This window comes from Embleya sp. NPDC001921, assembly GCF_053594475.1.
Window position 1 is genome coordinate 134,530 of the sequence record NZ_JBSFEO010000009.1, and the last position, 22,579, is coordinate 157,108.

The following is a 22,579-nucleotide window of genomic DNA, read 5'->3' on the forward strand; positions in this document are numbered from 1 at the left end:
GCCTGGCCGCCGAGGCGCTCACGATCGCCTACTGGAAGGCGGACATGTCCATCTCCCACACCTTCGGCCAGTCCTTGCCGCGGAACGCCGCGTCGGTGCCGCCGTCGCAGAAGACCACCGAACCGACGAAGAAGCTCGACTCGCCGCCGAGCAGGAACGCCACCAGCGCGGCGATCTCCTGCGGCCGACCGCCGCGGCCGGCCGGGATCGTGTTCAGGAACATCTCCATGCCCTCGGCGGTCAGCGGGTCCTTGCGGCCCTCGGCCGTCATCGGCGTCTCGATCAGACCCGGCGCGATCGCGTTCAGCCGGATGCCGTCGGCGATGTACTCGGCGCATCTGGTCCGCGCGTACCACGCGAGCGCGGCCTTGGTCGCGGGATAGGCCTGGAGCGCGGCGAACTCGCCGAACGCCTCGGTGGCCGCCGTCGCGCCCGCCTCGTCGCCCGCCAGACACAACTCGGCCACCTCGACCGGCCAGTTCGGCTGCGCGGTCGTCGAGTTCGAGCTGATCAGCACGACGGACGCGTTCGTGCCGGCCGCGAGCAGCGGGCGCAGCCCCTCCAGGAGCACGATCGCCCCGAAGTAGTTCACCGACACGAGCAGGCCGCCCGGGCGCCCGGTGGCCGCCGCCAGACCCGCGAAGGGCACGAAGCCGTCGAGTGCGCCGCCGGACAGCTCGGTGACCCCGGCGATCGCCTCGGCGCGCCCCTCGGCGGTGCCCAGGTCCACCTCGACGTCGGCGTCGTGCAGGTCGACGCCGATCACCCGGTGCCCGTCCGCCTCCAGCCGGGCCTTGGTCGCGGCGCCCAGACCCGAGGCCGCGCCGGTGATCGCGTAGGTACCCATGTCTCTCCTTCGATGGTGCTCGACCGACGGCGCTCGACGGCAGGCGCCCGACAGGCTCCTGACGGTCCGTCAGTTAACGGCTCCCGGCACTCTCGCAGATCGGGCCGGCACCGGAAAGGCCGACGGGCCCGACCGCTGCGAAGCGGTCGGGCCCGTCGGGGGTGTCGCGAGGTGTCGCGAGGTGTCGCGGGTGTCGCGGGTGGAACTAGTGCGAGTGGCCGTGGCCGCCGTGGTTGTGCGCGGCGGGCTCTTCCTCGGCCGGCTTCTCGACGACCAGGGTCTCGGTCGTGAGCAGCAGCGACGCGATCGACGCGGCGTTCTGCAGCGCGGAACGGGTCACCTTGACCGGGTCGATGACGCCCGAGTCGACCAGGTTGCCGTACTCGCCGGTCGCGGCGTTGAAGCCGTGCCCGATGCCGAGCTCCTGCACCTTGTTGACGATGACGTAGCCCTCGAGGCCCGCGTTCTCGGCGATCCAGCGCAGCGGCTCGACCGCGGCGCGGCGCACGACCGCGACGCCGGTCGCGATGTCGCCGGTCTGGCCGAGGTTGTCGGCGAGCACGGAGACGGCGTGCACCAGGGCGGTGCCGCCGCCGGCGACGATGCCCTCCTCGATGGCCGCGCGGGTCGCGGAGACCGCGTCCTCGAGACGGTGCTTCTTCTCCTTGAGCTCGACCTCGGTGGCCGCGCCCACACGGATCACGCACACGCCGCCGGCGAGCTTCGCGAGGCGCTCCTGGAGCTTCTCGCGGTCCCAGTCGGAGTCGGTGTCGTCGATCTCGCGCTTGATCTGCTTGACCCGGTCCGCGATCGCGGCGGCGTCGCCGGCACCGTCGACCAGGGTGGTCGCGTCCTTGGTGATGGTGATGCGACGGGCGCTGCCCAGCACCTCCAGGCCGACCTGGTCGAGCTTGAGGCCGACCTCGGGGGCGATGACCTGACCGCCGGTCAGGATCGCCATGTCCTCCAGCATCGCCTTGCGGCGGTCGCCGAAGCCCGGGGCCTTGACCGCGACGGCGTTGAACGTGCCGCGGATCTTGTTCACGACCAGGGTCGACAGCGCCTCGCCGTCGACGTCCTCGGCGACGATCAGCAGCGGCTTGGACGCGCCGGCCTGGATGATCTTCTCGAGCAGCGGCAGCAGTTCGGCGATGGCCGAGATCTTGCCCTGGTGGATCAGGATGTACGGGTCGTCGAGGACGGCCTCCATACGCTCCTGGTCGGTGACCATGTACGGCGACAGGTAGCCCTTGTCGAACTGGAGGCCCTCGGCGAACTCCAGCTCCAGACCCATGGTCTGGGACTCCTCGACGGTGATCACACCGTCCTTGCCGACCTTGTCCATGGCCTCGGCGATCAGCTCGCCGATCTGCGCGTCCTGGGCGGAGAGCGCGGCGACGGCGGCGATGTCCTCCTTGCCGTCGATGGCGCGGGCGGTCTCGAGCAGCTGCTCGGACACCGCGGCCACCGCGAGGTCGATGCCCTTCTTCAGGTCCATCGGGGCCGCGCCGGCGGCCACGTTGCGCAGACCCTCGCGTACCAGCGCCTGGGCGAGCACCGTCGCGGTGGTGGTGCCGTCACCCGCGATGTCGTTGGTCTTGGTCGCGACTTCCTTGGCAAGCTGCGCGCCGAGGTTCTCGTACGGGTCCTCGAGCTCCACCTCACGGGCGATGGTCACGCCGTCGTTGGTGATGGTCGGGGCACCGAACTTCTTGTCGATCACGACGTTGCGGCCCTTGGGGCCGAGCGTGACCTTGACGGTGTCGGCCAGCGCGTTGACGCCGCGCTCCAGCGACCGCCGGGCCTTCTCGTCGAACTGGAGGATCTTCGCCATGAGGGTCTTCGTCCTTAAAGGTTGCTAGTCGACGTCGTACAACCGACTCCGCCCCGGGTCCACCGGCCGCGAGGGCAGGGCGATCCGGGGCGGGGTCGTCGAACCGTCACCGGTTCCGGCGCGTCAGCGCGATGTCACTTCTCGATGATCGCGAGCACGTCGCGAGCCGAGAGAACGAGGTATTCCTCGCCGTTGTACTTCACCTCGGTGCCGCCGTACTTGCTGTACAGCACGGTGTCACCGACGCTCACGTCGAGCGGCAGACGCTGACCGTCCTCGAAACGACCCGGGCCCACGGCCAGGACGACGCCCTCCTGGGGCTTCTCCTTGGCGGTGTCCGGGATCACGAGACCCGACGCGGTGGTCTGCTCGGCCTCAAGCGTCTGGACCACGATGCGGTCCTCGAGCGGCTTGATGGCAACCTTGGTGTTGGCGGTCGTCACGATGCGACCTCCCCCTTCGGAGATCTCACGGAAAAATGTCTGTCGGCGATGGGACAGATCCGTCGTCGCGGGTGCCGGACCTGCTCGTATCGCACTGGCACACTCATGGGGAGAGTGCCAGCACAGACACTAGGTGGCGGTTAGCACTCCGTCAACCAGAGTGCCAGATTCAGCGCGTCGGACCGCATTGTTCATACCGGCGGGCTTCCCGACGGGGGGCCGGCGGCGCTCGGCGAGAATGGGCGCGTGCACACCGAAGCTTTCACCGCGCTGCTGACCGACGAGGGCCGTTCGCTGTTGGACCTGCTCGCCGACCACGAGATCGGCGACGAGTTGTCGCTCGCCACCCGGCTGCGTCGGGAGCACACGCCGGAGCTGGTGGCCGCCGCGCTCACCCAGTCCCGGCTGCGGCAGCGCGGGCGGGCCAAGTTCGGTGCGGACGCGGCGCGGATGTACTTCACGCCGAACGGGCTGGAACAGTCCACCCGCACCTCGGTGGCCGAGCACCGGGCCGCCCGGCTGGTCGCGGCCGGCGGGATCGACCGGGCCGTGGACCTGTGTTGCGGCATCGGCGGCGACGCGCTCGCGCTGGCCCGCGCCGGGATCGCCGTGCACGCGGTCGACCTGGACCCGCTGACCTGCGCGGTCGCCCGGGCCAACGCCGACGCGCTGGGCCTGGCGCACCTGCTCACCGTCGAGTGCGCGGACGTGACCGAGGTGGAGTTGGGCGGGTACGACGCGGCGCTGATCGACCCGGCCCGGCGCACCGCCCGGGGCCGCACCTTCGACCCCCGGGCGTACTCGCCGCCGTTCTCGTTCCTGACCACGCTCGCCGCCCGGGTGCCCTGCGGCGCGGCCAAGGTCGCGCCCGGCATCCCGCACGAGATCGTGCCCGAGGGCATGGAGGCCGAGTGGGTCTCCGATCGCGGCGACGTCAAGGAGGCGGTGTTGTGGTGGGGCCGGCTCGCGCGCGGCGGCCTGCGCGCCACCGTGCTGCCCGCCGGCGCCGCGTTGGCCTCCGGCCCGGCCCGCCGGGCACCGGTGGGCCCGGTCCGCCGCTACCTCTACGAACCGGACGGCGCGGTGATCCGGGCGCACCTGGTGGCCGAGGTGGGCGAGTTGGTGGACGGCAACCTGGTGGACGAGACGATCGCCTACCTCACCTCGGACAAACTGGTCCCCACCGCGTTCGCGAGCGTGTACGAGATCACCGACGTGTTGCCGTTCAACCTGAAGCGGCTCAAGGCCCTGCTGCGCGAGCGCGGCGTCGGCAACCTCACGGTCAAGAAGCGCGGTTCGGCGGTCGAACCCGAGGAGGTCCGCCGCCGGGTCGGGCCGACCGGCCCCAACGCGGCCACGGTACTGCTGACCCGGGTGGCGGGCGCGCCCACGATGCTGATCGGGCAGCCGGTGCCCCCGGGGCAGCCGACCGGTCGGCGGGACTCGGCGGGGTAGTCCACCGGCGGGCGGGCCTCAGCCGATGTAGTCCTCCAGGCGCGCGACCGTGTAGCCCTGGGCCTGGATCTTGCGCAGCATGTTGCCGAACATCTCGGTCATCGTGGTGCCCTTGAGCTCACCGGGCCCGCGGAAGTGGGCCAGGATGATGTCGCCCGGGTGCAGCTTCTTCTCGCCGACGTACTGCATGTCGTTGATCTGCATCGACTCCTGCCACTTGACGATCGCGTCGATCCCCCCGCAGCCGCCCGCCACCGTCTGCGTGGTCGCGTTCCAGTTGCCGTACGGCGGGCGGAACAACGTCGGGCGCTTGCCGTAGATCTCGGCGAGTCGGTCCTGCTGACCGCAGATCTGGTGCTTCTGCGCCTCCGCGCCCAGCGTCTTGAGGTCCGGGTGGGACAGCGTGTGGTTCTGCACCGTGGCGCCGAGCGCCTGGAGCTTGCGGAAGTACTCCGGGTCCTGCCGCACATAGGTGTCGTTGAGGAACATCGACACCGGGATCCGCAGGTCCCGCATCATGTCGAGGAACCCCGGATCCTTTTCCGCTCCGTCGTCGATCGTGATGAAGACGATCTTCTCCTCGGTGGGGATCTTGTCCACCACCGGCGGTTTGGGCCCGCCGCCCTTGATCGGCTTGTCCGCGGGCGGGGCGGGCGGCGGGGCGAACGGTTTCAGGTTCCACTTCGCGGCGAGCGCGGCGGCGTCGGCACCCGGAGTGTCCGGCTTCGCGGCGGGAGTGGGCCTGGTCGGGTCGCCGGCCGCGCCGCCGGTGGGCCGGCCGGTGCCCTTGACCGCGGCGGTGTCGTCGGATCCGCCGCAGCCGGTCAGCGCGACGAGCAGCGCGCCGGCCAGGCCGACCAGGGCCGAGGTGCGGGCCGCGCTCCGCCGCTTTTGTACCGTTCGATGCGCCACTGTCGCCGGACCCTTTCGTTCGTGTGCTCCGATCGCGCCCACGCTACGCGTCGCGGCGGCCTGTCACGGTCCGGACAAGGCCTGTTCAAGGGACTGTCGAAGGACTGTTGAGCAGCCGATGAGCTGGGCACACTCCCGGCAAGGCCAATGGCACGTGCGGCGGCACGCAGCCATCAGCCAAGGCACTCGACCCGCGTCCGGCTTGCGAATGGCCTCCTCGTCGGACGCGGGTCGAGTGTTGCGCGGACCCGGACACCGACCCGGACGCAAACGCCCGCTCGCGCGTGTCGCGCGAAGGCGGCGCCCGGTCAGGGGCCGACGCTGAGCCGTTCGAAGCTCCACGCGTGCGGCGGGCGGGCGACCAGCGCGGCCGGGGGGTCCGGCAGCGACACCGGCTCGCCGGTCCACAGCGCGATCACCACGACCCGGTCGCCGTCCCGCTCGTCCGAGGAGGCGAACACCTCGACCCGTTCCAGGCCGGGCGCGTCGACGAGGACCGGCAGCGCCGCGGCGTGCACCCACGCGGCCAGCGCCGGTCCCCCGCCGGCCTCGGCCCTGGCCTCCCACATCGCCGCGATCGCCATCTCGCCTCTCCCGTTTCCACCGTTCCCGAACCGTCGTACTCCCACGAGAGCGCCCGCGACTACGAGAGCGCCTGCGTCACCGTGACCGGCATCGAGGAGTCGGCCGGGATGGACAGCGTGGACGGGGCCCGGTCCCGGGCGACCATCTCGGCGCCCAGCGCGGCGACCATCGCGCCGTTGTCGGTGCACAGGCCCGGCCGCGGCACCCGCAGCACGATCCCGGCCGCGTCGCAGCGCTCCTGCGCCAGCGCGCGCAACCGCGAGTTGGCCGAGACGCCGCCGCCCATCATCAGGTGCTCGACGCCGTTCTCCTTGCAGGCGCGGATCGCCTTGCGGGTCAGCACGTCCACCACCGCCTCCTGGAAGGAGGCCGCGACGTCGGCCACCGGCACCGTCTCGCCGGCCCGCTGCCGGGCCTCGACCCAGCGCGCGACCGAGGTCTTGAGGCCGGAGAAGGAGAAGTCGAAGGGCGCGTCGCGCGGTCCGGTCAGCCCGCGCGGGAAGGCGATCGCCGCGCGGTCGCCCTCGCGCGCCCGCCGGTCGATCACCGGACCGCCCGGGAAGCCGAGCCCGAGCACCCGCGCGACCTTGTCGAACGCCTCGCCCGCCGCGTCGTCGATGGTCGACCCGAGCGGCCGCACGTCGGCGGTGATGTCGGGGACCAGGAGCAGCGAGGAGTGTCCGCCGGAGACCAGCAGGGCCATGCACGGCTCGGGCAGTTTGCCGTGCTCCAACTGGTCCACGCACACGTGCGAGGCCAGGTGGTTGACGCCGTACAGTGGCTTGTCCAGCGCGACCGAGTAGCCCTTCGCCGCCGCGACGCCGACCAGCAGCGCCCCCGCCAGGCCGGGGCCGGAGGTGACCGCGATCGCGTCGATGTCGCGCATGGTCACGCCCGCGTCGGCGAGCGCGCGGCGCACCGTGGGCACCATCGCCTCCAGGTGCGCGCGGCTGGCCACCTCGGGCACCACCCCGCCGAACCGGGCGTGTTCGTCGACGCTGGAGGCGACCGCGTCGGCGAGCAGCGTGGTGCCGCGCACGATGCCGATGCCCGTCTCGTCGCACGAGGTCTCGATGCCCAGGACGAGTGGTTCGTCAGCCACCGGTGGCCGTTCCTTCCCGACGTTCCTTGAGATCGCGGCGCATCACCAGCGCGTCCACGTTGGCGGGCTGGTAGTAGCCCCGCCGCACGCCGATCCCCTTGAATCCGAAGCGCTCGTAGAGCGCCTGTGCGCGGGCGTTATCCACGCGCACCTCCAGCAGTACGTCCCGGCAGCCGCGTTCGACCGCCAGGTCGAGCAGCTCGGTCAGCAACACCGAGCCCAGGCCCGCCCCCCACCGATCGCGGCGCACCCCGATCGTCTGGACGTCGCCCTCGTCGCCGATCACCGCGAGCCCGGCGTACCCGGCGAGCGCCCCGGTCTCGTCCTCGGCCACCACGTAATGGCGCAACTCGGGCTCGGACAACTCGGACCAGAACATCCCGGCCGACCACGCGTCCTCGGCGAACAGTTCGTGTTCGAGTCGCATGACGGCGTCGATGTCCCACCACCGCATGCGCCGCAGCCGAGGGCCGGATTCCATGCCGGGAGTCTATCGACTGCCCAACCACCCCTCGAGCCCGATCGATCGGGCCGGGCCGGTGCGGTGCGACCGGCGGGGGGTGCCCGGGCCGGGGTGGGGCGCCCGTCGCGGACCGCGGATCGGTGACCGTCAGGCCCTGGGTGGCGGTCCGTCGGGCGTCACGGCCTTGTAGCCCGCGGGGACCTGCGCGTCGGGGCGGCGCAGGTACAACGGCTCGGGGGCCAACAGGGCCTCCCCCGCCGCCAGTCGCCGTACGGCGAACGCCGCGAGCGCCGCCGCGTCCGGGTGCTCCGGCGAACGCGCGTCGGTGAACGTCCCCGCGTACAGCGCCGCGCCCGCGCCCACGGCCGGCAGCTTGGTGACGTCCTCGGCCAGGTCGCCGGCGCGATCCACCGCCGGGCCCCGCACGCGCGCACCCGCGTCGTCGTAGCGCGCCCAGTAGACCTCCTTGCGGCGCGCGTCGGTCGCCGCCACGAACGGCCCGGTGACGGTGCCGTCCCGGCGGGCCGCGTACGCGAGCGCGTCGAGGGTGCACACGCCGTGCACGGGGATGCCGAGCGCGTCGCCCATCGCGAGCGCGGTCACGATGCCCACCCGTAGGCCGGTGTACGGCCCGGGCCCGACGCCGACCGCGATGGCGGTGACGTCGGCGCGGGTCCGGCCCGCTTCGCGCAACACGTCGGCGATGCCGGGCGCGAGCAGTTCGCCCTGCCGACGGGCGTCGACCCGGGTGGAACCGGCGAGGACGGCGGAATCGTCGTGGAGGGCGACCGTGACGGCCGGGGTGGCGGTGTCGAAGGCGAGCAGCAGCACGGCACCAGGCTACCGACCGCGCGCCGCGCTCACGTCCGCCGCGCCCGCGGGACGCGCGGGTGCGCGGGGTGTGCGGCGGGTGCCGCGGGCCGCCGGGAACGAAAAGTGCACCCGGCTCCAACGCGCGGACGGTGCCTGCCGGCACCATGGAGGCCACCACACGGCGGAAGAGGGACCCAAGGCAATGGCGAAGCGGCTCAACCCGGGCGTGGCCGTCGCGGGCATCACCATCGCCGCACTGGTCGGCGTCGGATTCCTCGCGGCGCAGGCCGCGAACTCGGCACCGGACAACCGGGGGATAGCGCGCACGAACACGCCGACCCCGACCGCCCCGTCCGGCGCGCCCGTGCCCCCGGTCTACGTACCGCCGCCCGTGCCCGCGGGCTCCGGCACCGGCAAGCGGGTCGTCTACTCGATCAAGGACAGCCACGTCTGGCTGGTCGACGAGGCCGACCGCATGCTGCGCGAGTACCCCGTCGCGAACGCGCCGGTCAAGCCGCAACCGGGCTCGTACCAGGTGACCCTGAAGAAGGAGGAGGCGCAGACCGGCAGCGACAACCTCCGGATCACCCACTCGGTGCGCTTCGGCGCGGTGCAGGGCATCCCGCTCGGTTTCGCCGCGACGGACACCCCGCTGGACAAGATCGACACCGGTGCCAAGCCCGGCCCCTCCCCCAGCGGCACCGCACGTCCGAAGGCCTCCACGCCGGCGGCGGCCAAGAGCGCGGGTATCCGCTCCAAGCCGGACGACGGCGCGGCCCTGTGGGCCTTCGCCCCGGTCGGCACACCCGTCATCGTGGTGCTCTGACCGCACAGCGGTCCGATTCGCCACGCCACGCCCACCATTGCCCCACTCGGCGGCTGTTCCCACGCTTTGCCCCCATATCATCAGGATGATGATCCCTCCGGTCACACCGGCCCCACCGGGCACACGCGGGTGACCGACAGGGCCCGTCAGGGCAATGGCACCGAGGAAATGGTGGCGGCGTGGCGCACGACTCCTGCGGTCCGAGCGGTCCCGGCGACGTCCAGGGGCCGACTCCCCGGCGCAGGCTGTTCGACTACCCCCGGAGCAATCGGCGCGGACTCCGGCGTTGGCTGCCCTCGTTCAAGCACCTGCTCACCTTGGTCCTGCTGGTCCTGTCCGGCCTGTTCGCCGCCGTGGGTCTGGTCTACGCGGTCACCCCGGTCCCGCACAGTGTCAACGCCCAGGCCCGACAGCAGAGCAACGTCTGGTACTGGAGCGACGGCAGCGAGATCACCCGCACCGGCACCACCAACCGGCAGACCGTGCCGCTGGCCGCGATCCCGATCGACGTGCAGCACGCGGTGCTCGCCGCCGAGGACCGCTCCTTCTTCTCCAACGCCGGCGTCTCGATCACCGGCACCGTGCGCGCCCTGCTGCGCAACGCCGCGGGCGGCTCGGGCGGTCTCCAGGGCGGTTCGACGATCACCCAGCAGTACGTCAAGAACGTGTACCTGACCCAGGAGCAGACGCTGGGCCGCAAGTTCAAGGAGGCGATCATCTCGGTCAAGCTCGACCGCACCGTCTCCAAGGACGAGATCCTCACCGGCTACCTCAACAGCGTGTACTTCGGCCGCGGCGCCTACGGGATCCAGGCCGCCGCGCAGGCGTACTACGGCGTCGACGTCGGGCAACTCACCGTCGAGCAGGGCGCCTACCTGGCGGTACTGCTGAACGCGCCCAGCGCCAACGACGTCCGGAACACCACCGAGGCGGGCCGGCGGCGGGTGCTCGCGCGCTGGGACTACGTCCTGGACGGCATGGTCAAGGAGAAGTGGCTCACCCCCGAGCAGCGCGCCGGCATGGTCTTCCCCGAGCCCGTCGACCCGCGTCCGGCGGCCAACCTGGCCGGGGTCAACGGCTATCTGGTGGAGATGGCCAAGCGCTACCTGCTCGACCACGACGTGGTCGACGAGGACCGCCTCGACGCCGGCGGCTACGCGATCACCACGACGTTCGACAAGCGCAGGACCGAGGTGCTCCAGCAGACCGTGCAGGACCAGCTCGCCCAGTCGCTGGACCCGGCCGAGCGCTCCGCGGACGTCGGCGTACGGGTCGCCGCGGCGTCGGTGGAGCCGGGCACCGGCCGGATCGTCGCGATCTACGGCGGCCCGAACTACGTCAGGCAGTTCGTCAACGACGCCACCCGCCGCGACGTGCAGGTCGGCTCCACGTTCAAGCCGTTCGTGCTGGCGGCCGGACTGCGCGACGGCGTGCAGGACCGCGACGGCGGGCGCGACCGGATCAGCCCGCGCACGGTCTACAACGGCAACGACAACGTGGTGATCCGCCATCCGAACGGCAAGCCCGTCCTGCAGGACGGCGTGCCCTGGCAGCCGGGCAACGAGGACGGCGTCGACTACGGGCAGATCACCCTGGCCCGGGCGATGGACAAGTCGGTGAACACCGTCTACACCCAACTGGGCATGGACGTCGGCCCCGACCGGGTGGTGCGGGCCGCGGTGGACGCGGGGCTGCCCGCGAGCACGCCGGGGCTGCAACCGATCCCGTCCGTGTCGCTGGGCACCTCCACCCCCAGCGCGCTGGACATGGCCTCGGCGTACGCCACGTTCGCGGCCGAGGGCAAACAGCGCGCGCCCTACCCGGTGGACCGGTTGACCCGCTCCGGCGACACCGTGGACCTGCCCGATCACGACACCGAGAACGCCTACGACGACCAGCAGGCGAACGCGGTCACCCAGGTGCTGCGCGGCGTCGTGGACAGCGGCACCGGATTTCGCGCACAGGCGCTGAACCGCCCGGCGGCGGGCAAGACCGGCACCACCGACGACAACCGCTCGGCCTGGTTCGTCGGGTACACCCCGGACCTGTCCACCTCGATGGGCATGTTCCGCGAGGACGCCGGAACGCACGCGTTCCTGTCCCTGTCCGGGGTCGCCGGACTGGACCGGGTGGACGGCGGCAACCTGCCGACCCGGATGTGGACGACCTACATGCGCGCCGCACTCGCCGGGCAGAAGGCGACCGACTTCCCGGAGGAGACCGCCGGCGGCCTCGGCGGCCCGGACACCAGCCTGGTGCCGCCGAGCACCGGTACCGCCACGCCCAGCGCGCCGGCCACGGCGACCACCGGGCCGCCGACCGGCGACACCGGCACCACCGCCCCGCCGACCACGCCCCCGGCGACCGGCACCCGCCCACCCGCCACGTCCGCCGCGCCGGGCGGTACGAGCGGCGGCGGCGCGACCGGCCGCCCGCCCTCGACCGCGCCCGAGTCCCCGGACGTGCCCGAGACCCCGGCGGCGGCCGTCACCTGATCCCGGCCCCGGCGCGGTCTCGGTCCCGGCCCGGTCTCGGTAAGCCGATCCCGTTCGGGTCAGCCCGCCAACGCGTCGAGGTCGACGCCCGCCCAGCGGGCGCCGACCCCGGTCACCCGGATCGTGCGCACCTCGTCGCCGGCGAAGTCGGTCGCACTCTCCACGAGCGCGTCCGGCCCGAGCGCGTCGCGCGCGATGGCGATGTCCAGGCGGTCCTCGGTCAGTTCCTCGACCATGCCCTCGCCCCACTCCGCGACGGTCACCGACTCGTCGAGCGAGGCCTCCAGGTCCAGGCCGTCGATCTCGGCGGTGACGTCCGCCGAGCCGCCGAGCCGATAGGCGTCCACGTGCACCAGGGCCGGGCCGCCGACCTCGGAGGGGTGCACCCGGGCGATCACGAACGTCGGCGAGGTCACCGCGCCGCGCACGCCCAGGCCGACCCCGATGCCCTGGGTGAGCGTGGTCTTGCCCGCGCCCAGGCCGCCGGACAGCACGATCAGGTCGCCGGCCCGCAGCACCTTGGCCAGGCGGGCGCCGAGCGCGCGCGTGTCCGCGCCGCCGGCGACCGTCACCGTCACACTTCGCACCACTTCAGCACTCCCACCACGCCGAACTCGCGGACCCGAAGCGCTTCGGGTCCGCCCTCCCGGGCCGTCCCGGCTTCCCGGGATCATCGCTCGGGTCATCATCCGGGATCACTGTCCCGCAGGATCACGGCTCACGTCGATTCCGACCTATGCGGACGATTCGCCGCGCGCGTGCCCGCCGGATCGCCCGGCGCGCCGCCCGGGTGCACTCGCGGCGCGCGCGAGAAGATCGCGCACCGCCGCGTTGACCACCTCCGGATGCTCCAGCGGGGTCAGGTGCCCCGACTGCGGCACGATCAGCAACTCGGCGCCGGGCAGCGCCTCCTTGATCGCCTCGCTGTGCGTGGCCGGCGCGATCAGGTCGCCCTCGCCGCCCACCACGAGCGTCTCCACCCCCGCCAGCGCCGGCAGCGCGGCCATCTTGTCGTGCGCCTCGAAGGCGGGGAAGAACTCGGCGATCACGTCGATCGGCGTACCGGAGATCATCCGGTCGGTGAACCGCACCAGGGTCGGGTCCACCTCGGAGTCGAACGCGTACCGCTCGGTGAACAGGTACACCAGGTCGCGGGCCGCCCGCCGACCCGCCTCCACCAGCGCGGCCCGGCGGCCGAGCGTACGCAGCAACCCGGGCGCGATCCGGTGCACGAGCCGGGCGCCGGCCGCGGGAATGCCCAGCGTCACCGTCGCCCAGCGGCCCGCCGAGGTGTTCATCAGCGCGACGCCGATCACCCGGTCCCCGAACAGCTCGGGGTGCTGATCGGCCAGCGCCATGATGGTCATCCCGCCCATCGAGTGGCCCAGCAGCACGAGCGGTCCCTCGGGCGCCAGTTCGGTCAGCACCGTGTACAGGTCGGCGCCGAGGTGGTCGATCGTCGAGGTCTCCGGCGCGCCCCGGCCGGATCGGCCGTGGCTGCGCTGGTCGTAGAACACCAGGCGGTATTCGTCGCGCAGTTCGGCCCGCTGGTAGTGCCAGCAGTCCATGTCGAGGCAGTAGCCGTGACACAGCACCACGGTCACCGCCGCGTCGCGCCTGCCGTCCACCTCGGCGTACAACTCGACGCCGTCGCCGGCGGTGACGATGTGCGGTTCGCCGCGCAGCGTGCCGAACTCGGCCAGCGCGTCCAACTGCGCCTCGGTCCGCCGGCGGAACGCGCGGCCGACGGTCATCCGCTCGATCGCCACGCCCGCGGCGGCACCGGCCGCGAGCACGCCGACCGCGGCGCCCACGATGCCGGCCCGGCGGCCGAGCGCCCGACCGCCGCCGGACGCGCCCGGCACGGGGGTGCTCACGGCGCGGCCGTCCCGCCGGCCGGCGTCCCGGTGGCAGTCGCCCCTGCGGCCGCCCCGGTGTACACGCGGGGCACCCGCGTGCCGATCCGGGTGACGATCTCGTAGCTGATCGTGCCGGTCGCCGCCGCCCAGTCCTGCGCGGTGGGCTCGCCCCGATCGCCGGGGCCGAACAGGATCGCCTCGTCGCCGGCGGCGGCCGCGTCGTCGCCGATGTCGACCACGAACTGGTCCATCGCCACCCGGCCGGCGATCGTGCGCCGGCGGCCGGCCACCAGGACCGGGCCGGCGTTGCTCGCGTTCCTGGGGATGCCGTCCGCGTAGCCGGTGGGTACCAGCGCGAGCGTGGTGTCGCGCGGCGCGATCCACGAGTGCCCGTAGGACACGCCGTGCCCGGCCGGGACCCGCTTGACCCCGGCCAGGTTCGCCGCCAGCGTCATCGCCGGGCGCAGCCCGAAGTCGGCGGGACCGCCGACCTCCGGCACGGGCGACAGGCCATAGCTGACCAGGCCCACCCGGACCAGGTCGAAGTGCGCCTCGGGCAGCAGCAGCGTCGCGGGCGAGTTGGCCATGTGCCGCACCTCGGGGGTGACCCCGCAGCCCTCGGCGTGCGCCAGCATCGCGGTGAACTCGGCCAGTTGCACCGGGATCGAGGGGTGTCCGGGCTCGTCCGCGCAGGCGAAGTGCGACCACAGGCCGACCACCTCGACGGCGCCGTCGGCCTGGGCCTTGAGCGCGGCGTCGACCAGGGCCGGCCAGTCGGCGGGTTGGCAGCCGTTGCGGCCCAGGCCGGTGTCCGCCTTGAGGTGCACGCGTGCGGTCCGGCCGCTCGCCCGTGCGGCGGTTACCACCTCGCGCATCGCCCAGAGCCCGCTCACCGAGATGTCCACGTCGGCGCGCACCGCGTCCTCGAAGCGGTCGCCCGGGGTCCACAACCAGGCGAGCACCCGCCCGGTGTCGCCGGCCGCGCGCAACGCGAGCGCCTCCTCGACCACCGCGGTGCCCAGCCACGCGGCGCCGCCCGCACGGGCCGCCCGCGCGCACGGGAGCAGGCCGTGGCCGTAGGCGTTCGCCTTGACCACGCTCATCACCGCCGCCGAGCCCACCCGAGCCCGGACGGCCGCGATGTTGTCCCGAACGGCATCGAGATCGATCCGCGCCTCGGCACGCATGTGGCTGGTGGTCCTTTCGACGACGGTCATCGACGAGAGTCCGCGTCCCGGCTCCGGACGGGATCCGGGGCCGGGCGTCCCGGAGCTCAAGACTCCTAGTGTGGCAGGCCCGTGCCGGGGCGGTCTCCCTGTCACGCGCCTGTGACGTCCGCCCACACCGCGGGCAGCACCCGGATCAGGTCCGGGGCGGTCACCGGGCCGGGCAGCGCGCGGGCGGCCAGGCCGTGCAGGTAGGCGGCCACCGAACCGGCGTCCAGCGGGTCCAGACCCGCCGCGAGCAGCGCGCCGGCCAGGCCGGAGAGCACGTCGCCGCTGCCCGCGGTGGCCAGCCGCGGGGTGCCGGTGGGATTGATCCTGGCCCGGCCGTCGGGCGCGGCGATCACCGTGGTGGAGCCCTTGAGCAGCACCACGCAGTCGTAGAGCGCGGCGAGCCGGCGCGCGTGCTCCAGCCGCTCCGCCTCGACGCGTTCGCGGGTCGTCTCGACCCCGGCGCCGGCGAACAGGCGCACCGCCTCTCCCGCGTGCGGGGTGAGCAGCGCGGGCGTCGGCCAGGTGCCGGGCCTCGCCCGGGCGAGCAGGGTCAGTCCGTCCGCGTCCACCAGCACCGGCGCCGAACCGTGCAGTACGCCCGCCCAGCGCGCCTGGGCGTCCTGGTCGGTGTCCAGGCCCGGTCCCACCACCCAGGCCTGCACCCGACCGGCGTCGATCGGGGCGGCCTCGGTCGCCAGCGTCTCCGGCCAGGCCGCGAGCACCGGGCGCAACACCTCGGCCGGACCGGCGCAGCGGACCGCGCCGACGCCGCCGCGCACGGCCGCGCCGACCACGAGCACCGCGGCGCCGGGGTATCGGGGCGAGCCGGCGACCACGCCGAGCACCCCGCGCGAGTACTTGTCGCTCTCCCCCGTGGGCGCGGGCAACAGCCGGGCCACGTCCGCGTGTTGCAGTACGCCCACCCGCGACGCCGGCAGGTGCGGGTCGAGCCCGATGTCCACCAGGTGCCGCACTCCGGCGTACCGCGCTCCGGGGTCGACCAGCAGGCCGGGCTTGTAGGTGCCGAAGGTGACCGTGACATCGGCCCGCACCGCCGCGCCCTCGACCCGCCCGGTGCCCGCGTCCACCCCGCTGGGCACGTCGACCGCGACCACGATCGAATCCCGCACGTGCGCGAGCAGTTCGGCGGCGGGCGGGCGCAGCGCGCCCTTGCCGCCGATCCCGACGATCCCGTCGAGCACCAGGTCGGCCCGCCCGAGCAGGTCGATCGTGTCGGCCCGGTCCGGCGCGCCCGCGTCCCACACCCGTACGCCGGCCCGCCGCGCCCACTCCAGGCCCGCCGGGTGGGCCCGCTCCGGCGCGAGCAGCAACGCGTCCACCCGCGCGCCGCGTCGGGCCAGCATGCCGCCCGCGTACAGCGCGTCCCCGCCGTTGTCGCCGCTGCCCACGAGCAGCGCGACCCTGGCGCCGTAGACCCGGTCGAGCAGTCGGGCGCACGTATGCGCCAGGCCGGTCGCGGCGCGCCGCATCAGCGTGCCCTCGGGCAACGTGGCCGACAGCGCGGCCTCCGCGCCGCGCACCTGCTCGACGTCGTGCGCTGCGCGCATGCGAGACCCCCTCAGCCCTCGGCGATGACGACAGCGGAAGCAATGCCCGCGTCGTGGCTGAGCGACACATGCCAGTGCCGCACGCCCAGCTCGAAGGCCCGCGCGGCCACCGTGCCCGTCACCGCGAGCAGCGGCCGGCCGGAGTCCTCGGTGGTCACCTCGGCGTCCAGCCAGTGCAGGCCGCCGGGCGCGCCGAGTGCCTTGGCCAGGGCCTCCTTGGCGGCGAACCGGGCGGCCAGCGACGCGACGCCGCGTTCCTGCCCGGGTCGCACCCAGCGCTCCCCGTCGGTGAAGAGCCGATCGGCCAACCCGGGGGTCCGCTCCAACGACTGCCCGAACCGCGCGATGTCCGCGACGTCGATACCCACACCGATGATCACGGCCCGAGCCTACAAACACCGGGGCCGCGGGTGCCCCGGCCCACGAGGGTGCGGCCCACGACGAGTCCGGGCCGCGTCCCCGGCGGGGATGCGGCCCGGTGGGCTCGTGGGGCGCTCTCGGGTCACGACGCCTCGACGACGTCGGCCCGGTTGCGCTCGTTGACGAGGGTCACCGGCGGCTCGACGCGCACCTCGACGCGGCGCCGCGGCTGCCGCTGGCCCAGCAACATCGCGCCGAGGGCGATCAGCAGCCCGAGCACCTGGAGCGGGGTCAGCGTCTGGCTCAGCACGACCAGGCCGGCGAGCGTGGCGACCACCGGGTTGACCAGGCCGAGGAAGGACGCCACGCCGGCGCCGAGGCGCTCGATGCCGCGGAACCACAGCACGTAGGCGAGCGCGGTGCCGATCAGCACCAGGTAGCCGAAGCCGAGCAGGTTGCGGCCGGTGGGCACCGGCGGCATGCCCTCGATCGCGAACATCATCGGGACGATCACCATGCCGCCGGCGGTGAGCTGCCAACCGGTGGTGGCCGGCAGCGAGACGCCCTCGGGTCGACCCCAGCGCGCCGACATCACCACGCCCATCGCCATCAAGGTGGTGGCCAGCAGCATCAGGCCGACACCGATCGGGTCGAGTTCGGCCTCCGAGCTGAGCACGAGCAGGGCGACCCCGACGACGCCGCCGACGCCGGCGAGCAGCACCCGCGGTTGTGCCCGCACCTTCAGGATCAGGAACGACAGGCCCGCGACGATCAGCGGCGACACCGAGCCGATCGTGGCCGCGACGCCACCGGGCAGGCGGTACGCGCCGGCGAAGATCAGCGGGAAGAACAGCCCGACGTTGAGCATCCCCAGGACGAACGAGCGCCACCACCACACCCCGGTCGGCAGCCGTCGGGACATGGCGACCAGGAGCAGACCCGCGGGCAACGCCCGCACGCCGGCCGCGAGCAGCGGCCGGTCGGCCGGGAGCATCTCCGTGGTCACGAGGTAGGTGGTCCCCCACGTGGCCGGGGCCACGGCCGTCGCCAGGAGCATCCCCACACGACCGAGTCCCTTGCCGCCACCCTGAACCGCCATGCCATTCACCTCAACGCTAGTTTTGCGAGCTGTGACTATCTGAACGTTGAGATAAGTAAATACCTTCCTTCTGCGAGCGTCAAGTAGATGAGCGTTGAGATAAATTGGCGGCATGACCGAACGCGGCACACGCGAGACAGACATCCGCGACGCAGACACACGCGACGCGATCGACGACGTCTGGGACCAATGGCACCGGGAGCGGCCCGACATCGCTCCCGAGAGCCTCGACATCATGGCGGCCGTCGGGCGGATGAACCGGCTGCGCCGGTTCATCGACCAGACGCTGCGCACCTACTTCGCCCGCTACGGGCTCGACTTCTCCGAATTCGACGTGCTGGCCACCCTGCGCCGCTCCGGCGGCGTCGAGGGGGTCAGCGCGGGCACACTGCTGCGCTCGGCGATGGTCACGTCGGGCGCGATCACCAACCGGGTGGACAAGCTCACCGCGAAGGGGCTGGTCGAGCGCTCGGTCAGCGCCGAGGACCGCCGATCGGTCCTGGTCAAGCTGACTCCCGAGGGCGTCGAGCTCGTGGACGACATCCTGGTCGGCCACCTGGAGAACGAGGGCCGCTTCCTGGCCGTCCTCGACGAGAGCGAGCGCGACCAGCTCAACGCCCTGCTGCGCAAGCTCCTGATCGCCCAGGGCGACACCCACCTGGGCTGACCCCCGAACCGATCGGCCCGAGCATCCCCGCCCCAAACGCGAAACCGCCCCGCGCCCCTCGACGAAGGGGCGCGGGGCGGTCGAGGACCGGGTCGAACTACTCGACCGTGACCGACTTCGCCAGGTTGCGCGGCTGGTCCACCTCGTGGCCCTTGGCCGTGGCCAGCTCGCACGCGAACACCTGCAACGGCACGGTGGACACCAGCGGCTGCAACAACACCGGCGTGACCGGGATGCGCACCAGGTGGTCGGCGTACGGCACGACCGCCTCGTCGCCCTCCTCGGCGATCACGATGGTGCGTGCGCCGCGGGCCCGGATCTCCTGGATGTTGGACACGATCTTGTCGTGCAGCACCGAGCGCCCGCGCGGCGACGGGACCACCACCACGACCGGCAGGCCCTCCTCGATCAGCGCGATCGGGCCGTGCTTGAGCTCGCCCGCCGCGAAGCCCTCGGCGTGCATGTACGCCAGCTCCTTGAGCTTGAGCGCACCCTCCAGGGCCACCGGGTAGCCCACGTGCCGGCCCAGGAACAACACCGAACCGGCGTCCTTGAGCGAACGGGCCAGCTCGCGCACCGGCTCCATCGTGTCCAGGACCTTGTCCACCATCTCCGGCATCGCCGCGAGCTGCTCGATCACCTCGGTGATCTCGTCGCCCCACTTGGTGCCGCGCACCTGGCCCAGGTACAGCGCGACCAGGTAGCAGGCCACCAACTGGGTCAGGAACGCCTTGGTCGAGGCGACCGCGACCTCGGGGCCCGCGTGCGTGTACAACACCGCGTCCGCCTCGCGCGGCATCGTCGAGCCGTTGGTGTTGCAGATGACCAGCACCTTGGCGCCCTGCTCGCGGGCGTGCCGCTGGGCCATCAGCGTGTCCATCGTCTCGCCGGACTGCGAGATGGTCACCACCAGCGTCTGCCGGTCCAGGATCGGGTCGCGGTAGCGGAACTCGCTGGCCAGCTCGACCTCGCAGGGCACGCGCGTCCAGTGCTCGATCGCGTACTTGGCGATCAGGCCCGCGTGGAAGGACGTGCCGCAGGCGATGATCACGACCTTGTCGATCTCGCGCAGCACCTCGTCCGCGATCCGCACCTCGTCGAGCACCAGGCGCCCGTCGGTGCCGATCCGGCCCAGCAGCGTGTCGGCGACCGCCTTGGGCTGCTCGGCGATCTCCTTGAGCATGAAGTAGTCGTAGCCGTCCTTCTCGGCGGCCGACACGTCCCAGTCCACGTGGTACTCGCGAAAGGCCGCGGGCGCGCCGTCGAAGTCGGTCACCGTGATCGCGTCCCGGCGCAGCTCGACCACCTGGTCCTGGCCCAGCTCGATCGCCTCGCGGGTGTGCTCGATGAACGCGGCCACGTCCGAGGCGAGGAAGTTCTCGCCGACCCCGCGACCGACCACCAGCGGCGAATTGCGGCGCGCGCCGACCACCACGTCGGGGGCGTCCGCGTGCACCGCGACCAGGGTGAACGCGCCCTCCAGCCGGCGGCAGACCCGACGCATCGCCTCGGCCAGGTCCTCGCCCGCGCCCGCGAACTCCTCGGCCAGCAGGTGCGCGACCACCTCGGTGTCGGTCTCCGAGGCGAGCTTGTGCCCGCGCTCGGCCAGCTCGGCGCGCAGCGCGGCGAAGTTCTCGATGATCCCGTTGTGTACGACGCCGACCCGACCCGCGTTGTCCAGATGCGGATGCGCGTTCGCGTCGTTGGGCGCACCGTGGGTGGCCCACCGCGTGTGCCCGATGCCACACGTCCCGACCGGGAGCGGCGATTCCGCCAGCGCGCCCACCAGGTTGGCCAGCTTCCCGGCGCGCTTCTCGCTCACCAGGGCACCGGCGGAGAGCACGGCCACCCCGGCCGAGTCGTAACCGCGGTATTCCAGCCGCTTGAGCCCGCCGATGACCACGTCCAGCGCCGATTGAGCGCCCACATATCCCACAATCCCGCACATGGGGGCCAGCCTACGGGGTCCCCATCGGGCCGGCGGAAACGCGTTCGACGGCCCGGCGACGGCGCGCGGGCACACACTCGGGACAATAGGCACGTGCACTCCTTCGCGGCTCAGGGGCCGGCTCGCGACCTGTCCCCCTTCGTCGAACTCGACCGCGCCGCCTGGACCCGGCTTCGGGCCGGGACGCCGCTGCCGCTGACCGCAGACGAACTCGAACGCCTGCGCGGCCTGGGCGACGTGGTCGACCTCGACGAGGTCTCCGACGTCTACCTGCCGCTGTCCCGGCTGCTGAACCTGTACGTGGGCGCCACCCGGGGCCTGGGCCGCGCGCTCACCACGTTCCTGGGCAACGGCGAGAACCCGGGGATACCGTTCGTGATCGGCGTCGCGGGCAGCGTCGCGGTGGGCAAGAGCACCACCGCCCGCATCCTGCGCGAACTGCTCGCCCGCTGGCCCGACCACCCGCACGTCGAACTGCTGACCACCGACGGCTTCCTCTACCCCAACGAGGAGCTGGAGCGCCGCGGGATCATGCACCGCAAGGGCTTCCCCGAGTCCTACGACCGACGCGCCCTGGTGCGCTTCGTCGCCGACGTCAAGGCCGGCAAGCCCGAGGTCACCGCGCCGGTGTACTCGCACCTGACCTACAACATCGTGCCGAACGAGCGGCTGACCATCCACCGGCCCGACATCCTGATCGTCGAGGGCCTGAACGTGCTGCAACCCGCCTCGCCGACCGCCGACGGCCGACCCCGGCTCGCGCTGTCCGACTTCTTCGACTTCAGCCTGTACGTGGACGCCCGTACCCAGGACATCCGCCGCTGGTACCTGGAACGCTTCGTCAAGCTGCGCCAGACCGCGTTCCGTGACCCGGCCTCGTACTTCCGCAAGTACGCGGTGATGACCCCCGAGGACGCGCTGCGGTACGCGGAGAACACGTGGGCCACCATCAACGAGACCAACCTGGTGCAGAACATCCGACCCACCCGCGCCCGCGCCACGCTGGTACTGCAAAAGGATGCGGAGCACGCGGTGAGCAGATTGCGACTGCGCAAGCTGTGAAGGCGGGTACCGTCACGGGATGTTCCATCTGCGCCTGATCGTCCCGGCCGACCGCAGCGCCGCCGTGCGCGACCTGTTGCTCGACGAGCCGGGAGCGACCCACCTGGTGGTGTGGCCGGGCGCGGCGGTGCAGCCCACCGGCGACGTGATCGCCTGCGATCTCGCGCGCGAGGCCACCAGTGCGGTGCTCGCCGAACTGCGCGCGCTGGGCCTGCGCGAGGACGGCGCGATCGCGCTCGAGGACCTGGACGTGATGTTGTCCCGGTCCGCGGACCGGGCCGAGCGGAACGCACCGGGCGACAGCGCCGACTCCGTGGTCTGGGAGGAGATCGAGGAGGCCACCTCCGAGGAGTCCACCCTCTCGGTGACCTTCCTGGCCTTCCTGACGGTGGCCACCATGATCGCGGCGTGCGGCGTACTGCTGGACAACCCGATCCTGATCGTCGGCGCGATGGTGGTGGGACCCGAGTTCGGCCCGCTCGCCGGACTGTGCGTGGCCACCGTGCAGCGCAAGCCCCGACTCGCCGGCCGCTCCGCGCTCGCGCTGCTGATCGGCTTCCCGGTGGCGATGGCGCTCACCATGGCGTTCACCGCGCTCCTGGGCGCGTTCGGGCTGTTCGACCGCGAAATGCTCGAACGCTCGCGCCCGCTCACCGAGTTCATCTTCCAACCGGACTGGTTGTCGTTCTGGGTCGCGCTGCTCGCCGGCGTCGCGGGCATGCTCTCGCTGACCAGCGCCAAGTCCGGCGCGCTGATCGGCGTACTGATCTCGGTCACCACCGTGCCCGCGGCCGCGAACGCGTCGGTGGCCATCCGCTACGCCGACTACCGGCAGGCGGCCGGCTCGCTGGGCCAACTCGGCCTGAACCTGGTCGGCATCGTGCTCGCGGGCACCCTCACCCTGCTCCTCCAGCGCGGCCTGTGGAGCCTGCAGGCCGCCCGGACCGGACGACGACGGCCCCCGTCGCGTACGACGGGGGCCGGCAAGTCATCGTGAACCCGCGGGGGTTCGGCCGTGCTCCCT

21 protein-coding genes are annotated in these 22,579 nt (G+C 72.7%); 6 read left to right on the forward strand and 15 right to left on the reverse strand.

Annotation, left to right across the window (positions count from 1 at the left end; translation table 11 throughout):
• Positions 1–28: 28 nt before the first annotated feature.
• From ACWCPW_RS13325 to groES, 3 genes are all read right to left on the reverse strand, one after another.
• Positions 29–847, reverse strand: coding sequence for an SDR family oxidoreductase (locus tag ACWCPW_RS13325; RefSeq protein ID WP_449761679.1), 819 nt, complete (start codon positions 845–847; stop codon positions 29–31).
• Positions 848–1,052: 205 nt separating this feature from the next.
• Positions 1,053–2,681: a chaperonin GroEL gene (groL, locus tag ACWCPW_RS13330; RefSeq protein WP_449761680.1), complete on the reverse strand. Its 1,629-nt coding sequence runs from the start codon at positions 2,679–2,681 to the stop codon at positions 1,053–1,055.
• Positions 2,682–2,815: 134 nt separating this feature from the next.
• Complete coding sequence (groES, locus tag ACWCPW_RS13335) at positions 2,816–3,124, reverse strand: co-chaperone GroES (RefSeq protein ID WP_161359282.1); 309 nt, start codon at positions 3,122–3,124, stop codon at positions 2,816–2,818.
• A gap of 246 nt (positions 3,125–3,370) precedes the next feature.
• Between groES and ACWCPW_RS13340 the strand changes: the two genes are divergently transcribed.
• A complete protein-coding gene (locus ACWCPW_RS13340) occupies positions 3,371–4,579 on the forward strand; it encodes a THUMP-like domain-containing protein (RefSeq protein WP_449761681.1) in 1,209 nt (402 codons plus the stop codon).
• Positions 4,580–4,597: 18 nt separating this feature from the next.
• Here the strand turns inward: ACWCPW_RS13340 and ACWCPW_RS13345 are convergent, their stop codons facing one another.
• The 5 genes from ACWCPW_RS13345 to tsaB all read right to left on the reverse strand — a co-directional run bounded on the left by ACWCPW_RS13345 (position 4,598) and on the right by tsaB (position 8,472).
• Positions 4,598–5,491 (reverse strand): polysaccharide deacetylase family protein, encoded by an 894-nt coding sequence (locus ACWCPW_RS13345; protein ID WP_449761682.1) that lies wholly within the window; start codon positions 5,489–5,491, stop codon positions 4,598–4,600.
• 308 nt (positions 5,492–5,799) lie between these two features.
• Positions 5,800–6,075 carry a hypothetical protein gene (locus ACWCPW_RS13350; protein ID WP_449761683.1) on the reverse strand — a complete coding sequence of 92 codons (276 nt, stop codon included), beginning with the start codon at positions 6,073–6,075 and terminating at the stop codon, positions 5,800–5,802.
• 59 nt (positions 6,076–6,134) lie between these two features.
• Complete coding sequence (gene tsaD, locus ACWCPW_RS13355) at positions 6,135–7,178, reverse strand: tRNA (adenosine(37)-N6)-threonylcarbamoyltransferase complex transferase subunit TsaD (RefSeq protein WP_449761684.1); 1,044 nt, start codon at positions 7,176–7,178, stop codon at positions 6,135–6,137.
• A complete protein-coding gene (gene rimI / locus ACWCPW_RS13360) occupies positions 7,171–7,659 on the reverse strand; it encodes a ribosomal protein S18-alanine N-acetyltransferase (RefSeq protein WP_449761685.1) in 489 nt (162 codons plus the stop codon). The genes tsaD and rimI overlap by 8 nt, the downstream gene beginning before the upstream one ends.
• Positions 7,660–7,788: 129 nt before the next feature.
• Positions 7,789–8,472 carry a tRNA (adenosine(37)-N6)-threonylcarbamoyltransferase complex dimerization subunit type 1 TsaB gene (tsaB, locus tag ACWCPW_RS13365; RefSeq protein ID WP_449761686.1) on the reverse strand — a complete coding sequence of 228 codons (684 nt, stop codon included), beginning with the start codon at positions 8,470–8,472 and terminating at the stop codon, positions 7,789–7,791.
• Between the two features lie 184 nt (positions 8,473–8,656).
• Here tsaB and ACWCPW_RS13370 point away from each other — a divergent pair, with 184 nt between their 5' ends.
• Positions 8,657–9,280: a hypothetical protein gene (locus ACWCPW_RS13370; protein ID WP_449761687.1), complete on the forward strand. Its 624-nt coding sequence runs from the start codon at positions 8,657–8,659 to the stop codon at positions 9,278–9,280.
• A gap of 179 nt (positions 9,281–9,459) precedes the next feature.
• On the forward strand, positions 9,460–11,775 hold the full coding sequence (locus ACWCPW_RS13375) for a transglycosylase domain-containing protein (protein WP_449761688.1): 2,316 nt from the start codon (positions 9,460–9,462) through the stop codon (positions 11,773–11,775).
• Between the two features lie 59 nt (positions 11,776–11,834).
• Here the strand turns inward: ACWCPW_RS13375 and tsaE are convergent, their stop codons facing one another.
• The 6 genes from tsaE to ACWCPW_RS13405 all read right to left on the reverse strand — a co-directional run bounded on the left by tsaE (position 11,835) and on the right by ACWCPW_RS13405 (position 17,878).
• Positions 11,835–12,353, reverse strand: a complete 519-nt coding sequence (tsaE, locus tag ACWCPW_RS13380; protein ID WP_449761689.1) for a tRNA (adenosine(37)-N6)-threonylcarbamoyltransferase complex ATPase subunit type 1 TsaE — start codon at positions 12,351–12,353, stop codon at positions 11,835–11,837.
• Positions 12,354–12,509: 156 nt separating this feature from the next.
• Positions 12,510–13,652: an alpha/beta fold hydrolase gene (locus tag ACWCPW_RS13385; RefSeq protein ID WP_449761690.1), complete on the reverse strand. Its 1,143-nt coding sequence runs from the start codon at positions 13,650–13,652 to the stop codon at positions 12,510–12,512.
• Positions 13,649–14,821 carry an alanine racemase gene (gene alr, locus ACWCPW_RS13390; RefSeq protein ID WP_449761779.1) on the reverse strand — a complete coding sequence of 391 codons (1,173 nt, stop codon included), beginning with the start codon at positions 14,819–14,821 and terminating at the stop codon, positions 13,649–13,651. Before alr ends, ACWCPW_RS13385 begins: the two co-directional genes overlap by 4 nt.
• Before the next feature lie 131 nt (positions 14,822–14,952).
• Complete coding sequence (locus ACWCPW_RS13395; RefSeq protein WP_449761691.1) at positions 14,953–16,419, reverse strand: NAD(P)H-hydrate dehydratase; 1,467 nt, start codon at positions 16,417–16,419, stop codon at positions 14,953–14,955.
• A gap of 11 nt (positions 16,420–16,430) precedes the next feature.
• Positions 16,431–16,799: a holo-ACP synthase gene (locus ACWCPW_RS13400; protein ID WP_449761692.1), complete on the reverse strand. Its 369-nt coding sequence runs from the start codon at positions 16,797–16,799 to the stop codon at positions 16,431–16,433.
• A gap of 122 nt (positions 16,800–16,921) precedes the next feature.
• Positions 16,922–17,878, reverse strand: coding sequence for an EamA family transporter (locus ACWCPW_RS13405; protein ID WP_449761693.1), 957 nt, complete (start codon positions 17,876–17,878; stop codon positions 16,922–16,924).
• 112 nt (positions 17,879–17,990) lie between these two features.
• Here ACWCPW_RS13405 and ACWCPW_RS13410 point away from each other — a divergent pair, with 112 nt between their 5' ends.
• A complete protein-coding gene (locus ACWCPW_RS13410) occupies positions 17,991–18,545 on the forward strand; it encodes a MarR family winged helix-turn-helix transcriptional regulator (protein WP_449761694.1) in 555 nt (184 codons plus the stop codon).
• Between the two features lie 97 nt (positions 18,546–18,642).
• On the opposite strand, the gene glmS is transcribed toward ACWCPW_RS13410, so the two are convergent.
• A complete protein-coding gene (gene glmS / locus ACWCPW_RS13415) occupies positions 18,643–20,493 on the reverse strand; it encodes a glutamine--fructose-6-phosphate transaminase (isomerizing) (protein WP_449761695.1) in 1,851 nt (616 codons plus the stop codon).
• Between the two features lie 93 nt (positions 20,494–20,586).
• On the opposite strand from glmS, the gene coaA reads away from it, so the two are divergent.
• Positions 20,587–21,555, forward strand: coding sequence for a type I pantothenate kinase (gene coaA / locus ACWCPW_RS13420; RefSeq protein ID WP_395871666.1), 969 nt, complete (start codon positions 20,587–20,589; stop codon positions 21,553–21,555).
• A 19-nt stretch (positions 21,556–21,574) separates the two neighbouring features.
• A complete protein-coding gene (locus tag ACWCPW_RS13425; protein ID WP_449761696.1) occupies positions 21,575–22,552 on the forward strand; it encodes a DUF389 domain-containing protein in 978 nt (325 codons plus the stop codon).
• Positions 22,553–22,579: the final 27 nt, after the last annotated feature.

Bases quoted from the DNA above. Each gene is read 5' to 3' on its own strand.
- alr (WP_449761779.1), bottom strand. From the start codon at position 14,821: ATGCGTGCCGAGGCGCGGATCGATCTCGATGCCGTTCGGGACAACATC.
- groL (WP_449761680.1), bottom strand. From the start codon at position 2,681: ATGGCGAAGATCCTCCAGTTCGACGAGAAGGCCCGGCGGTCGCTGGAG.
- ACWCPW_RS13405 (WP_449761693.1), bottom strand. From the start codon at position 17,878: ATGGCGGTTCAGGGTGGCGGCAAGGGACTCGGTCGTGTGGGGATGCTC.
- rimI (WP_449761685.1), bottom strand. From the start codon at position 7,659: ATGGAATCCGGCCCTCGGCTGCGGCGCATGCGGTGGTGGGACATCGAC.
- glmS (WP_449761695.1), bottom strand. From the start codon at position 20,493: ATGTGCGGGATTGTGGGATATGTGGGCGCTCAATCGGCGCTGGACGTG.
- ACWCPW_RS13370 (WP_449761687.1), top strand. From the start codon at position 8,657: ATGGCGAAGCGGCTCAACCCGGGCGTGGCCGTCGCGGGCATCACCATC.
- ACWCPW_RS13425 (WP_449761696.1), top strand. From the start codon at position 21,575: ATGTTCCATCTGCGCCTGATCGTCCCGGCCGACCGCAGCGCCGCCGTG.
- ACWCPW_RS13395 (WP_449761691.1), bottom strand. From the start codon at position 16,419: ATGCGCGCAGCGCACGACGTCGAGCAGGTGCGCGGCGCGGAGGCCGCG.
- ACWCPW_RS13410 (WP_449761694.1), top strand. From the start codon at position 17,991: ATGACCGAACGCGGCACACGCGAGACAGACATCCGCGACGCAGACACA.
- ACWCPW_RS13350 (WP_449761683.1), bottom strand. From the start codon at position 6,075: ATGGCGATCGCGGCGATGTGGGAGGCCAGGGCCGAGGCCGGCGGGGGA.
- ACWCPW_RS13325 (WP_449761679.1), bottom strand. From the start codon at position 847: ATGGGTACCTACGCGATCACCGGCGCGGCCTCGGGTCTGGGCGCCGCG.